We start from the raw sequence: 15,250 nt of genomic DNA, 5'->3' as shown, positions 1-15,250 counted from the left end.
AAATGGTATACATATCCAAGTAATTACTATGATTAGTTGAATAATTAACGGTTTCCAATTTTTGTATTTAACGAGATGTATGATTGTGAAAATTAATATTAAGAAAAACAATCCATGAACTATTATTGAAAGAAATGGCATAACAAATGGGGTAAGGAATTCAACTAAATACCATTTAAAAAAATGATAAAGTATAAGAGCGATACCGCTTATTAATGTAATTTTGGTTAAATTCTTATTCAAATTTTGAATCTCCTTTCTATACTAAAAACTATGTGATTTTAGTGTGAATATAAAATACATTTTTTCGTAAATTTCCCTTGTTTCCAAAATATTAACTTTGTATGATTAATATTTTGAATATATCATAGATTTAAAATTAAATAAACGGACATTAAATTTTTATATTTTATAAAGAATAACAGTTAAATAAAAGTGAAGGAAGTTTTCAAAATAGACTAGTTTTTATTTTAAATGTAATTTGATTTGTTTCATGAAATAGATCCAGTTCCGGTAAAATCAGTTGCAACAAGTGAACATTACGTTCATCGATAGAATAAGGTGAAACTAAGAGGAGCATATCAAAGTCGGTGTCACCAACTTATGGGACAGCTCACTTCTTATTGTAGAAACGGGGCAGTACAGAAGTGGAAAAAACTCTGTGTTTCTTTTTAATTAATATATTTATTCGGAAAAACTTCGAAATTTCCGGCACAAATGCTCCTTCTATCCTATAATAGAAGCTATTCTGGACGTAAGCAATTTGTAAGGAATGAGTAAGAAAAAAGAGATTTTCATAGTATAAAATATTTATTATACCTGCGTATAACACCTACTACTAATAATGTGTTATAATACGAATTAGCAACATAAAGGAAAGGAATTAGAAAAAATGACCTTACAAAATACTAAAAATTTAAAAAAACAAGTTGCTCCTTTTGAAAAATCAACGGCAAAAAAAAGTGTTTGGCAAATCATCAATACGGTAGTGCCATTTATTATCTTATGGTACCTTGCTTATAAAAGTTTGTCCGTTTCTTATTGGTTAGCATTAGTTCCATCTCTGTTAGCCGCTGGATTTATGACACGGATTTTCATTATTTTTCATGATTGTACCCATCATTCTTTTTTTAAAAGTCGTCGTGTAAATAGAATAGTAGGGACATGTATGGGTGTTTTAACTTTATTCCCGTTTGATCAATGGGGGCATGAGCATTCCGTTCATCACGCTACAAGTGGTAATTTGGATAAGCGAGGTACAGGAGATATTTGGACCCTTACAGTGAATGAATATTTAGCAGCGCCATTTAGACTCCGTTTAGCATATCGTTTATATCGCAATCCATTGGTTATGTTTGGGTTAGGTCCGATTTATGTTTTCCTACTTAAAAATAGATTTAACAGAAAAGGTGCTAGAAAGAAGGAACGCATGAATACCTATTTGACGAATGTTTTAATTGTTGCTTTAGTAGGGTTACTTTGCTGGGCAATCGGATGGCAATCGTTTCTTTTAGTACATGGTTCCATATTCTTATTAGCAGGTTCAATAGGTATTTGGCTGTTTTACGTACAGCACACATTCGAGGATTCTTATTTTGAAGAAGATAAAGAGTGGGAATATGTGAAAGCGGCAGTGGAAGGAAGTTCTTTTTATAAACTTCCCAAAATCCTGCAATTTCTAACTGGTAATATTGGGTATCATCATGTTCACCATTTAAGTCCAAGAGTACCTAACTATAAACTAGAAGAGGCACACAATAATACGCTTCCTTTAAAAAATGTACCAACGATTACTCTTGCTACAAGTTTGCGGTCACTCCGTTTCCGTCTTTGGGATGAGCAAAGTAACAATTTTGTTAGCTTTAAAGACGTTAAAAATTTAGTGAAAAACAATGTTTCTATACCAGTAAAATCAGAACTATAACTGCATCAAATATGACTGAATCCCCTTAATCATTTTCAATTTAAGGGGATTTTTTGTTTAACTAGTAGATGCACGATATGGAGAAAACTTAAATGATTTAAATTGTAATTGCGGAGGATTAGGAAATAGTAGGTATTAATATAAGGGACGATAAAATTATTATGTTAACAATTTGAGGCGATTGATATTACTTTTTTCAATAGATATTACGCTTAGTCTCTGAGTATATTTCATCTGGTGTGCATCATGTCTTACAAGAAACATATGATTTAAAGCTTAATACAATCTGCAGCAAATACATATGAAAATGATGTTACCTTAATAAATAAAAGGGTATTACGCTATGAAATAAATGATAATAAGAACAGGTGAATTATTTTAAAATAACAAAATACAAAACGGACAAACTCAATTATCCTTGAATTTGTCCGTTCAGTTACTGGTGAAAAAGGAGGAGTATGTAAGTGAAATATGCATATAGTCTAAAACTATTTAAAGATATGTGTATTCAGCTAAAGTGATCTCTTTTACAGTTTTTACTCTTTAGTTTGCCTAGATAGTTCAACAGACTTTTGTGTACAACGCTGCATAGCTGAAATGATGGCTGTTCGTAAGCCTTTTTCCTCTAATGTTGCTACAGCTTCTATAGTTGTTCCGCCAGGAGAACAAACCATATCTTTCAATTCACCTGGATGTATTCCTGTTTCTAGTACCATTTTTGCAGAGCCTAACACAGCTTGAGCAGCGAATTTATATGCTTGATTTCTTGGCATACCATCTAGTACAGCTGCATCTGCCATCGCTTCTATAATCATATATACGTATGCTGGTGAAGAACCACTTACAGATGTTACAACATCCATTAATTTTTCGCTTACAATCTCTGTTTGACCAAAACTGTTAAAAATGTGTAGAACATCTTCTAAATCTTTTTCTGTCACCATTTCATTAGGACATAATGCAGACATTCCTTCTCCAACAAGAGCGGGTGTATTAGGCATTACTCGTACAACTTTTAACTTTTTATTGAAAGAATCCTCTGTACTTTTGATGCTTTTTCCAGCAGCGATCGTTATGACGATAACATCGTTTTTGATCACTTCTTTTATTTCGTTAATTACGGAGGAGTATAAGTCTGGTTTGATTGATAAAACTAAAATATCAGCATTTTTAGCTACTTCATTGTTGTCAGTAGTTGTAGTTAGCCCGTATTTTTCATTAGCATTTTTTAAATTTGTAGTGTTCAAATCTGAACAAATGATTTTATTTGAAGACACTATATTATTGTTTAGCATCCCGCCAATTATAGCCATCCCCATATTTCCGCATCCGATGAATCCAATTTGTTTGTCCATAATAACTCAATCTTGCTCCTTTTATAATAAATTATATCGGTCTGATATTATTTTCTTAGAATAACAATAACATCTCCATGCAATATAAAGAAACATTCTAAGAGAATATATTTCTTTTTGCAATACAAAAATATAAAATTCAATTATGTTAGACGGTATATAAGTACATGAACTATAATTTAGGATTTTGTGCTATATATCTTAGTATGGAGAATAACAACATATGTTATCAATCATATAAATGACAGGGAGATTTTTTAAAGATTTTATATTAATGAATATGAGTATAGTTATAGCAACTTTTTCTAGAAATAGTGATCATAATTTCATATTTAAAACTTTTTATCCTATACATTTTTCAAAATATCTCTTGACACAAAAACGAACTATATCGCATAATATAAAAAAATTAGATCGAAAATCGTTGAAGGGAATTAGTACATATGTCTTCTTACGAAAGAGAGTGGAATTCACCGGCTGAAAGATTCCTCGTATAGAATATATCGAACCTATCCCTGAGTCTTAAATGAAAGTTTAGGCGTACGCCTGCGTTATAGGCGCCAAGTGGATATCTATGTATATCAATTAAGGTGGTACCGCGGAACAATGACCGTTTCGTCCTTTTTATTTTATTAAGGGCGAAGCGGTCATTTTTATTTTGCTCTTTCATACTACAGGCGCAGCATTGATGAGAATAGATATGCTGCAAACTGAATGAATAGAAGTGTAATTTATAAAAAACTTTGATTTTAGACTTGGGGGTTACAAAAGTGAAAAAACAACGAATTGTTGTAAAGATTGGGAGCAGTTCCTTGGCAGCTAGTCATGGAGGAATTTCTAAAGAACAACTTTCAGATCACGTTGCCGCATTGGCACGACTGAAAGAGGAAGGGCATGAAGTTTTGTTGATTACATCTGGGGCAGTCGCTGCAGGTTTTTCTGCTCTAGGGTATCCTAGTAGACCTGTGACAATTAAAGGGAAACAGGCTGCTGCCGCTGTCGGACAAAGTTTATTAATGCAGGCGTACACGGAGGAATTTCGTAAATATGGTATCGTTACTGCACAACTGTTGCTAACGAGAAGTGATTTTTCTAGAAAAGAACAATACAGTAACGCTTACGCTACTTTAGGCGAGCTATTAAATCGTTCTGCTCTTCCAATAATCAATGAAAATGATTCTATTTCTTTAGAGGAGCTGACGTTCGGTGATAATGATATGCTGTCAGCTTTAGTAAGCGGACTTGTTTCGGCGGATATGCTCATGATTTTTACGGATGTGAACGGTTTATATGACCAAAATCCTCAGAAAAATGCAGACGCGAAAAAATATTATTTCCTCCCTGAGGTAACAGAAGAAATTGCTTCTCTTGCAGGAGATGCTGGCTCAAAACTTGGGACTGGCGGTATGAAATCAAAAATCGATGCTGCAAAGACGGCACTATCTCTTGGAGTGAGTGTATTTATCGGAACAGGACGTGGACAGGAGAAGCTTTTAGATGTTTTGAAGGGGAAAGGTGATGGAACATATATCGGGAATGCTCCTCAAAAAGTGATCAAGATGAACAAGCAATGGATCGCCTTGCATTCGTTTGTTAGCGGACAAATTGAAGTTGATGCCGGGGCAGTTACTGCCATCATTCAGCATGGAAAGAGCCTACTTCCTGCTGGCGTTACAAATGTGTCAGGATTTTTCCAAGTGGGTGAAGTCGTAGAAGTAATCACGCAACAAGGGCGCGTAATAGGAAAAGGACAATGCACATATAGCGCAGAGGAACTAAGGAATTTAAAAGGTATGCAAACCCAAGATATTCAAGCAAGAGGCGAAAGGCATAGCTATGAGGTCATCCATAGGGATCATTGGGTTTCAGTTTAAGAATAGAGAGCGCTCTAATTCTAATAAGCAGGAAAGATTTAGATGATAGTGCATTACTAGAGTTAAACAGCTTTCAAATTTTATACTGATTAACCTTTAAAAAGGAGGAAATAAAAATGAATGAAGTGTTGGCAAAGGGGAAAAAGGCGAAAGAAATTGCTGGAGAACTTGTGCTTAAATCTACAGATCAAAAAAATGAAGCACTTGTCGCAATTGCTGATCAGTTAATATTAGAAACAGCTTATATTTTAGAGGAAAACAAACGGGATATCGAAGAGGGTAAGACAAAAGGATTTTCTGATTCTCTACTTGACCGCCTTATGCTGAATGAACAGCGTATTATTGATATGACAGAGGGGATTAAGCAGCTAATTGATTTACGTGATCCTGTTGGAGAATGTGTAAGTGCATGGGAACGACCAAATGGACTATCTATTCAGGAGATGCGTGTACCACTTGGTGTTGTCGGAATGATTTACGAGGCAAGGCCGAATGTGACAGTGGATGCTGCTACAATTTGTTTGAAAACAGGAAATGCAGTAATATTGCGTGGTAGTTCTTCTGCTGTTCATTCTAACAAAGCCATCGTTGCCGTGATTCACCGAGCGCTCAAACAAACAAGCTTGCCTCCAGAAAGCGTACAGCTCATAGAAGATACAACGCGCGATAGTGCAAAACAGTTGTTTACATTGAATGAGTACTTGGATGTTCTAATCCCAAGAGGTGGCAAGCAGTTAATAGATACTGTAGTGAGAGAAGCATCTGTTCCAGTACTTGAAACAGGTGCCGGAAATTGTCATATTTTTATTGATGAAACAGCGAATAAACAAATGGCATTTAATATTATTATAAACGCAAAAACGCAGCGTCCATCTGTATGTAATGCAATTGAAACGATTATACTTCATGAGAATTGGGCGCAGCAATTTGGTAGCGAGCTGTTTTCTTTATTGAAGGAAAGAGGCGTGGAGCTACGTGGTGATAATAAAGCATTGGCAATTGATTCTTCTATTGCATTAGCTTCAGAAGAAGACTGGGAAACAGAGTTTTTATCTCTCAAACTGGCGGTTAAAGTGGTTTCCTCTGCGGAAGAAGCGATTCATCACATAAATACGTATGGGTCCATGCATTCTGAAGCGATTATTACAGAGAACGAGGAAAATGTCAGTAAGTTTTTCATATCTGTTGATGCCGCAGCACTTTACCATAACGCATCGACTCGTTTTACAGATGGATCTGAATTCGGCTTCGGCGCAGAAATTGGCATAAGTACGCAAAAACTACACGTAAGGGGACCAATGGGGTTACCTGCATTGACTTCCACAAAATATGTGATTCGTGGGAATGGACAGATTCGGGGATGAAAATTATAAAAGAACAAGTGAAATAATAGCAAAAGACACCAAATTTAATTTAGGTGTCTTTTATTATTAAAACGTAGTCAATATTTATTTACCACACAAAAAGCCCCACAAGCATAGCGCTTAATAAGGAAACAGCCATTCCGCTAACAAGAAGCTTCCAAACATTTTTACCAATTATTGATGATTTTTCTCCGCCAAATAATGAATTGTAAGTTCCATAAATCATACCTACTGTACTAAAGTTAGCAAAAGAAGCTAAAAATGTTGTTGCAACTGCAATTGTATGCGGTTGTAAAGACTTTAAGTTTGATTTTAAATCCATCATTGCAACAAATTCATTCGTTGTGATTTTTATCCCCATTAATTCAGCTACATACATAGCATCTTTGCCTGTTAAACCGAGTAAAAAAGCAAAGGGACTAAAGATAATCGAGAAGATTTTTTGAATTGTTAAACCTGTTATAAAAAAGCTTAAAATACCATTTAAACATGCTGTTAAAGCTACATATCCAATTACCATCGCTAAAATAACAATAACCATATTCATCCCAACTAACATACTGTTTGAAATAGTAGAAAAGAAATCTTTTTTTTCATTTTTTGAAGGTGAATAAATAACATCTTCTTCTTTAGTAACTTCTACAGGATTTAAAACATTAGCCAAGATTAATGCGTTAATACAGTTTAAAGGAATAGCGCTGAAAATATATGTTGCTGGAACCATTGATAGATAAGCACCAAGAATGGATCCGCTGACACTACTCATACTCATAATTCCAAAAGTCAGCAAACGATTTTCTTTTAAAACAGATAATTGATCACGAACAACTGCAAGTGCTTCCGTATTTCCTAAAAACATCATTTGAATGGAAAAGAAGCTTTCTAACTTTGGTAAGCGAGAAATCTTTGAAATGATTGCACCAACTTTATCAATAATCCAAGTTAAGATTCCAAAATACGAAAGAATATCAAAAAAAGTGATAACAAAAATGATAGGAAGTAATGCGCTAAAGAAGAAATCAACTGTTTGATTTTCCATAGCTGAAGGAAATGCAAATCGAATACCTTCATTCGCACATGATAGTAGCCAACTGAAAAATGATGCAATTTTATTAATGATAATACTGCCCAATTTGGTTCCTAACATAAACCACGTAATAAAAAGCTCCAATATTATTAGAATAACGATTGGTCTCCATTTTATTTTTATTTTATTAGGCGAACATAGGAAAACGATTAATATTACAACGAAAATCCCTAACATATTTAATATGAAATGCATGTCAACAACTCCTTGAGGCTTATTATTTGTATATAAAAAAGCCCCTATTCTTCCAAATTTGGATTATGATCAGAAGTTATGAAGAATTTAAATTATGTTTGGGATTAATCTATTTCAATTTATGTACTAAAAATTAATGTTTTTTCGCTTTATAAAGGATATTTATTAATAATGTAAAGCAACAAAATAAATATATTGATGGAACGAAGGACAACTAATAACTACATCCATTTTTATATTGTTTAGGTGAAATACCAGTATGTTTTTTAAAGACCTTTGTAAAATGACTTTGGTCGTGAAAATTTAATAATGTAGAAATTTCGGATATAGAATGTCTCGTATAAGTCATTAACTTTTTTGACTCGTCGATTTTAGCACGCTGAATATATTCGCTTAGTGAAATACCAACTTCTTTTTTGAAAAGGGAAGATAGATAACTAGGATTTAATACGACTATTTCTGCTAGATGAGAAAGTGTAATGTCTTCGTAAAGATGAGTGAATATATAATTTTGACATACGTTTATAGGTTTTGAATGTTGTTGCATTGTACCATTTTTGACACGTTCTGCAAACTCAAGTAAAGCATGCTCCAAAAAAGGGGAAATGGCTTCATTTTTATGTATTTCTTCGAGTTTTTGTATAAATAAATCACTAAGAGTATATGCGATTTCAGGGAAAAGGCCTCCTTCTATCGCAGATCTAGTTGCAAGTGTAATAGCTGCAATGGCAGAATTTTTTTGGCTTCGCAGGTGACTTGTCTTTGATAACACCCCAAGCTCTCCTGATTCAGGTAATCTCCTTAGATTTTTAATTAAATCATCCTTTTTCCCTTGCTTAATACACTCAAATATTTTCCTTTCAACTAGTGGATCGATATGGGTTAATGTACTTTGGCGTTGCTCCGATATATGTATATCGGGCTGTTCAATCTCAAAATCCTCCTTTTTTAACAGTATATTTTTTTGCAAAATATCAGCAATGTCTAATTTTTGTTGATACAGCATGTAATAAAGAACCATGCTTATATTTAAAAATTGCAAATTGCTTAAGACGGGGAGAGATTGATAATAGCGAATCATTTCCTCTTTGTCTGTTTTTAATTGAAGATCATTAACGATTCCTTTAATTGAGGTTTCTGATAACCTGGAATAAAGGACTGGTCCAACGATGATTTTCCCACTCAGTTGATCGTCTAAACGTAAGTTAATTGAGAAAAAATTTTCAAGAAAGGCAGTCTCTTCAAGTACCGGAAAAGTATAGGGTGGATTACCCCTAAATAGTTGATTAAATAACGCCTCTTTTGAAGAATACAAAGGGTTATGCTGAAAATTGGGAGAGATTTCAAATGCCAAATCCCCTTTGTTATCAATGAAAAAGATAGGTGTTTTATGTATGTCAAAGACTAGCTTACAAATATAATATAAATCTTCAAGTTTGGAGCAATTCATTATTTTAACCTCTATTCTTTAAAAAGCAGTCAATATGTGTACAAGTTAAAAACAGCAGAAACACCTAGGAAAAACATTTTTCCCTCTGCATAGTAACCATATATATAATTAGCTAAAAATTTTACCAGTATTCTAAAAAATATACCATAATTTCTAAAGGATAATAACTATAATAACGTTAAGAAAGCGTTTACTTAATTATTTTTTAGGAGGGCTATCATGAAAAGGGATATTAAGAAAATCATTTCACAAATGACGTTAGAAGAAAAGGCAAGTCTATGTTCTGGATTAGACTTTTGGAATACAAAAGGGATTGAGCGATTAGGAATTCCTTCAATTATGGTAACTGATGGACCACACGGACTTAGAAAACAGGCAGAGGGAGCAGATCACTTAGGGATTTATAACAGTATTCCAGCGACTTGTTTCCCTTCAGCGGTAGGGTTAGCAAGTACATGGAATAAAGAATTAATAAAACAAGTAGGAGTTGCATTAGGAGAAAAATGTCAGGCTGAAAATGTAGGAGTTCTCCTTGGACCAGGTGCAAACATAAAACGTTCGCCGCTATGCGGAAGAAACTTTGAATATTTTTCAGAGGACCCGTATTTATCATCACAAATGGCTGCAAACCATGTTAAAGGCGTACAAAGTCAAGGGATTGGAACATCATTAAAACATTTCGCTGCCAATAATCAAGAGCATCGCAGAATGTCAGTAGATGCAATTGTTGATGAAAGAACATTGCGTGAAATCTATCTTGCTAGCTTTGAAGATGTCATTAAGGAAGCACAGCCTTGGACAGTAATGAGCGCCTACAACAAGGTAAATGGTGAATACGCTTCGGAAAATAACTATTTGTTAAATGATATTTTAAAAGATGAATGGGGATTTGAAGGTTTTGTCGTTTCTGATTGGGGTGCAGTAAATGAGCGTGTTGCAAGTTTAGCGAACGGTTTGGAGTTAGAAATGCCTTCAAGCTTTGGAATTGGTGAGAAGAAAATTGTTGATGCAGTTAACTGTGGTGAGCTATCCGTAGAAAAGCTTGATCAAGCAGCAGAGCGATTACTTTACATTATTTTTAAAGCTTATGATAACCAATTAGAAAACGCTGTATATAGTAAGGACGCTCATCATCAGCTTGCAAGAGAAGTTGCAAGTGAAAGTATGGTTATGTTACAAAATGAAGATTCCATTCTTCCGCTGAAAAAAGAGGGAACGGTAGCAGTAATTGGAGGCTTTGCAAAGCAACCACGTTTTCAAGGCGGCGGAAGCTCTCATATTAATCCAACAAAGCTTGAAAGTATTCTTGAAGAAATTGAAACTGTATCAGGTGAAAAAACGAACATATTATTTGCCCAAGGCTATGACATTGCCAGTGATGATGTAAATGAAAGCATGGTTAATGAAGCGAAAAAAATAGCAGAGCGAGCAGATACAGTGCTCCTTTTCGTTGGACTTCCAGATCGTTATGAATCTGAAGGCTTTGATCGAAAGCATTTACAGATGCCAGAAAATCACGTGCAATTAATTGAGACTATCGCTGAAGTTCAAAGTAATATCGTTGTAGTTTTAAGTAACGGTGCTCCAATTGAAATGCCATGGATAGGTAAAGTAAAAGGAATACTTGAAGGCTATTTAGGTGGTCAAGCATTAGGAGGAGCAATTGCTGATTTATTATTTGGTGATGCGAATCCAAGCGGGAAATTAGCGGAAACATTCCCGAAAGTGTTAAGCGATAATCCTTCTTACTTAAACTTCCCAGGTGAAGGGGACAAAGTGGAATACAAAGAAGGTGTGTTCGTCGGATACCGTTATTACGATGCGAAAAATATTGAACCGTTGTTCCCATTTGGTTTTGGGTTAAGCTATACAAATTTTGAGTATAGTAATCTTTCAATAAATAAGAAAGAAATAACGGATACGGACACTGTTTCTATCAGTGTTAACGTGAAAAATACTGGTAGTACGGCAGGGAAAGAAATTGTTCAGCTTTATATAAAAGATGTTGAAAGCAGTATGATTCGTCCTGAAAAAGAGCTAAAAGGATTTGTAAAAGTAGAATTGCAGCCGGGAGAAGAAAAAACGGTTAGCTTTACTTTAAATAAAAGATCATTTGCTTATTATAATGTTGAATTAAAAGACTGGCATGTTGAAACAGGTGAATTTGAAATTTTAGTAGGAAAGTCTTCAAAAGAGATCGTTTTACATGATAGCATGTATGTTCAATCAACGACAATAATTCGAAAACCAGTGCATCGCAATACTTTACTTGGGGACATATTTGTGAACCCAATTTTAGCACCAATCGCAAAAGGGCTTATGGAAAAAGCATTAAAAGACAGTCCGTTTGGTAGTATGGCTGAAGGGGATAATGATGCCTCTGAAATGATGGATGCTATGCTGAACTATATGCCATTACGAGCATTAGTGAACTTTAGCGCAGGTGCTTTTACAGAAGAAATGTTAAGTGAAATAATTGGGATATTGAACGATGCGCAGATGAATTAATAAGCGGTGAATGCAAGGAAGTTAGTCGGGAGATAATGGTCCGTAAATGCCCGATTGGTTTGGGCTAATAATCAGTAGGGATGGACAAAATCCGACTGATTAAAGTTTTACTTTATACATTTGAACATTCTTTGGTGAATTTTATTTCATTGTAGGACGTTTCTCCAACATGCAAAAAAGGCAAATGAGAGCTAGAATCTCATTTGCCTTTTTTTGTACTTATTCTGCTAAATGTAGAATCATATACTTGTCTATCGTCGCTTATAAATATGAACGATGAGCTGGCCATGAACCTTGGAGTTTACGAAGTTGTACAATTTGTCCTGTATGATAAGCATCGTGCAAAAGGATATTCAGATATTGTTGCCAAACTGGTAGAGAAGGACTTGGTTGATCCAGTTCTGCTTCTTGAAGGGATGTTAATGAAGATTGTAAGGCATCATGTACTTGAAGCGTTCGCTTCACTGTTTGTTGCCAAGCTTCATCATCATTAGGTCCACCTTGGACAAACGTGTCATCATTATTTTGTGGAGCAACAAATGTGTTATCTTGATGTAAGCGGGAAAGTAAGCGTTCTTTAAAGGTTAGTAAATGGTTTGCATTTTCCCAAATCGTATTACTGGCCTTTCCTTCTGGGTGCCAACATGCTTGTGCAGCGGTAAGATTCTTTAACGCTTCTGATATCGGTGGGTACCATTCTTCTTCGTAAAAAACTTGCTTGACTCCATTTTGCAACATTTCTTTTTTACTCATTCGTATAGCCTCCTTAACTATGAGATAGACCAACAATAAGTGTTAGAGAAATTAGGTAGAAACGTACCTACTTATCATCTGATTAATGTTTGGAAGTTTTTAAAAGAACAATACGGCGTCTTTGTAGTAATTGCAGAAATAAACTTATGCTTTCTAAATCATTTTTCTAAATGTAATAAATTCTCCTTTCTCTTCAATAAACCTGCCTCATAGTTGAACAAGAAAATCAACTGCAGCTTAAATTTAAAAATTTGTAGCAATATAAAGTTTCAGAAGGTTTTAAAATTCTAAAAAATTAGAAGGTATAATTCGATAAAAATAGAATTAAATACATAGCAAATAAGGAGGGGATAAAATGGAAGTCTTTCACGTAACGAGTAGAAAGAGGGAAACATACAACGTTCAAATGAGGTATTCGATACTTTTCGAATGTGCACTTGGCATTGCGGCAATTACTCATAAAAGGTTAATCGATACTCTTGAAAAGACTCAAAGTGAATGGGAAGAAATTAAACAATCATTATCGGTAGAGATGAGAGAGCATTTACAGTTTGTAGAAGAAAATAATACATGGAAAGCATTGCTTCAGTTATTGTATGAGGGAGATTTTCAGGATCTATCACAGTTTATTGCAAATATCGATTCACTTTCAGAAGAAGATTTAAAGTATATATGTTTACCGTTTTTAGGAGAAGTGTATCAAGCGAAAAGACGTTTAGCCGCAAGCGGAGAAGTATCTGTAATACATGAACTAAAGGAACTGACACATGATCATCAGTTTTTTTCTACGTATATAGAGTTTGTATGTCATGTCGATGTGCACGAACTAAAAACGCATTTAATCGCCGTTATGACAGGGTGGTATGACAGTGTTGTTAAAAAAGAGACAGAAGAAATTGTTTCTATACTACAGCGAGATTATGAAGCGAAAAATGAAATGAATAAAAAGATGAAACCGGAAGAGTTTGTCGAGTGGGCGACTGGTGGAGTGAACTATATGCCAGAGCCAAGTGTCCATCACGTACTTCTTATCCCGCAAATGACGTACAGACCGTGGAATATAGAAGCGGATATTGAAGATACGAAAGTGTTTCATTATCCAGTTGCGAACGAGAGCATACATCCTGAAGATCCATATGAACCGAATTATTTTTTAGTTCATAAACATAAGGCGCTCGGGGATGAAGCGAGATTACGAATTGTAAAAATGCTGTTTGAAAAAGAACGTACATTGCAGGAAATTACAGAAAAACTGCAACTGGGTAAATCGACAGTACACCATCATTTGAAACTGTTACGTTCAGCGAAGTTAGTTGATATACATGACGGAAAGTATGTATTGAGGAAGAAAGCAGTGCAGTCGTTAGCGAAAGAATTAGATGCATTTTTAAATAGATAATTTACAACGAGAATGTACATAAAGGGAGGAATTTAATAGAAAAGTTGGTGAGCTATAGTGAAGAGTGTATTGAAAAATCATTCGTTTTTTTATATGTGGATTGGTAGCGCGATTTCAGAATTAGGCGGGGCTTTCGGGACGTTATGTAATTCAATACTTGTATATGAGTTAACAGGATCGAAAACAGCGTTAAGTAGTATGTGGTTACTATATTTTATCCCGTCACTCATACTACAACTAATAAGTGGTCCATTTATTGATAAATGGAGCCGAAAGTGGATTATGATTTTTTCGCAATGGATGCGGGCATCTGTTTTCTTACTACCTTTAGTCATGTTAGTTACTAGTAGTATAGAAGTTTGGCACGTGTATGTCGTTCAAATTATAATAGGGCTCATCACGCCGCTTTATACACCTGCAAGTCAAGCAATTACACCGAGTATTGTAAGTAAAGAGCAGCTTCAAGATGCAAATGGATATATTGATGGGATGACTCGCCTTATGATGTTTCTTGCACCAGTATTAGGTGGTATCGTCATTCATTTTATTGGAATGAAGCTAACACTATTTTTTGTGTGTATTTGTCTATTCATTAGTGGAGGATTGTTGCTTTTCATTAGAGAAAAGAGGATAAAGCAAGAACTTAGAAAAACGTGGCTAGAGCAGTTTCTTCATGGATTTACATATTTTTTCACAAAACCAGTTATCGTTTGGCTTGGTGTATTTCTTACTTTCGTTCAATTTGGAGTAGGAGTAACGATGGTTACGAATCTTCCTTACATTAAAGATGAACTATCGGCAGGGTATGCTGAGTACGGTTATTTTTTGGCAGGTTTTCCACTTGGCTATGTAGTTGGTTCCATGTTAGTTGGAAAAGTGAAGTATAGAAGCCGTCGACTACTTATGCTTGGAGGATTATTCGTAGGGGGCCTCACTTACATTTCACTAGGTTTAAATAACAGTATTTTTATAGCGATTGTAATTGAAGTGATTGCCGGTATATGTATTGCATTTTTTAACGTTCATAACACGACAATATGCCAACAAGCCGTTCCAAATCATCTGATAGGAAAAGTATTTTCAGTGCGGTTATTTTTCATACGATCCGCTATGCCATTAGGTGTGTTATTAGGGGGAATACTGAGTGAAATGTGGGGAGTGAGAGTACTATACTTTATCATCGGTTCGATTATATGTGTCACTTCTTTAATAGGAATATTGCTCCCATATTTCAAATTTTTAGATGAGGTGATTGAGGAGAAATCAGCATAATTCTAAAAATTAGAAACTTTTCAATTGAAAATAATTATCATAATCAATTATAATGGAAGAATACTAGTA

10 protein-coding genes, 1 pseudogene and 1 other annotated feature are annotated in these 15,250 nt (G+C 34.7%); of the genes and pseudogenes, 6 read left to right on the top strand and 5 right to left on the bottom strand.

The window, feature by feature from the left end; all coding sequences use genetic code 11:
* Positions 1–243 (bottom strand): annotated as a pseudogene (locus BWGOE10_RS30075) (hypothetical protein); the annotation flags it as partial.
* A gap of 649 nt (positions 244–892) precedes the next feature.
* Between BWGOE10_RS30075 and BWGOE10_RS14450 the strand changes: the two are divergent.
* Entirely contained in the window at positions 893–1,924 is a 1,032-nt protein-coding gene (locus BWGOE10_RS14450) for a fatty acid desaturase (protein ID WP_070143656.1), read from the top strand.
* Between the two features lie 536 nt (positions 1,925–2,460).
* Here BWGOE10_RS14450 and proC read toward each other — a convergent pair.
* On the bottom strand, positions 2,461–3,279 hold the full coding sequence (gene proC, locus BWGOE10_RS14445) for a pyrroline-5-carboxylate reductase (RefSeq protein WP_070143654.1): 819 nt from the start codon (positions 3,277–3,279) through the stop codon (positions 2,461–2,463).
* Positions 3,280–3,694: 415 nt separating this feature from the next.
* Positions 3,695–3,905 (top strand) — a binding site (T-box leader).
* A gap of 144 nt (positions 3,906–4,049) precedes the next feature.
* On the opposite strand from proC, the gene proB reads away from it, so the two are divergent.
* Entirely contained in the window at positions 4,050–5,153 is a 1,104-nt protein-coding gene (gene proB / locus BWGOE10_RS14440) for a glutamate 5-kinase (RefSeq protein WP_070143652.1), read from the top strand.
* Positions 5,154–5,269: 116 nt separating this feature from the next.
* On the top strand, positions 5,270–6,517 hold the full coding sequence (locus BWGOE10_RS14435) for a glutamate-5-semialdehyde dehydrogenase (protein WP_070143650.1): 1,248 nt from the start codon (positions 5,270–5,272) through the stop codon (positions 6,515–6,517).
* An 88-nt stretch (positions 6,518–6,605) separates the two neighbouring features.
* Here the strand turns inward: BWGOE10_RS14435 and BWGOE10_RS14430 are convergent, their stop codons facing one another.
* Complete coding sequence (locus tag BWGOE10_RS14430) at positions 6,606–7,799, bottom strand: nucleoside transporter C-terminal domain-containing protein (protein ID WP_070143648.1); 1,194 nt, start codon at positions 7,797–7,799, stop codon at positions 6,606–6,608.
* 214 nt (positions 7,800–8,013) lie between these two features.
* On the bottom strand, positions 8,014–9,249 hold the full coding sequence (locus BWGOE10_RS14425; RefSeq protein WP_070143646.1) for a helix-turn-helix domain-containing protein: 1,236 nt from the start codon (positions 9,247–9,249) through the stop codon (positions 8,014–8,016).
* A gap of 219 nt (positions 9,250–9,468) precedes the next feature.
* On the opposite strand from BWGOE10_RS14425, the gene BWGOE10_RS14420 reads away from it, so the two are divergent.
* The gene (locus tag BWGOE10_RS14420; protein ID WP_070143644.1) at positions 9,469–11,757 is read left to right on the top strand and encodes a glycoside hydrolase family 3 C-terminal domain-containing protein; all 2,289 of its coding nucleotides are present in this window, start codon (positions 9,469–9,471) and stop codon (positions 11,755–11,757) included.
* Between the two features lie 261 nt (positions 11,758–12,018).
* Here the strand turns inward: BWGOE10_RS14420 and BWGOE10_RS14415 are convergent, their stop codons facing one another.
* Positions 12,019–12,510: a DinB family protein gene (locus tag BWGOE10_RS14415; protein ID WP_070143642.1), complete on the bottom strand. Its 492-nt coding sequence runs from the start codon at positions 12,508–12,510 to the stop codon at positions 12,019–12,021.
* A 355-nt stretch (positions 12,511–12,865) separates the two neighbouring features.
* On the opposite strand from BWGOE10_RS14415, the gene BWGOE10_RS14410 reads away from it, so the two are divergent.
* The gene (locus tag BWGOE10_RS14410; RefSeq protein ID WP_070143640.1) at positions 12,866–13,909 is read left to right on the top strand and encodes an ArsR/SmtB family transcription factor; all 1,044 of its coding nucleotides are present in this window, start codon (positions 12,866–12,868) and stop codon (positions 13,907–13,909) included.
* Positions 13,910–13,966: 57 nt separating this feature from the next.
* Positions 13,967–15,181, top strand: coding sequence for an MFS transporter (locus BWGOE10_RS14405; protein WP_070143638.1), 1,215 nt, complete (start codon positions 13,967–13,969; stop codon positions 15,179–15,181).
* The last annotated feature ends 69 nt before the right edge of the window (positions 15,182–15,250 follow it).

It is taken from the genome of Bacillus mycoides (assembly GCF_001757995.1).
In the GTDB taxonomy this organism is placed as follows: domain Bacteria; phylum Bacillota; class Bacilli; order Bacillales; family Bacillaceae_G; genus Bacillus_A; species Bacillus_A mycoides_B.
The sequence above is the reverse complement of the archived record's forward strand: the minus strand, read 5'-3'. Positions and strand labels throughout refer to the sequence as shown.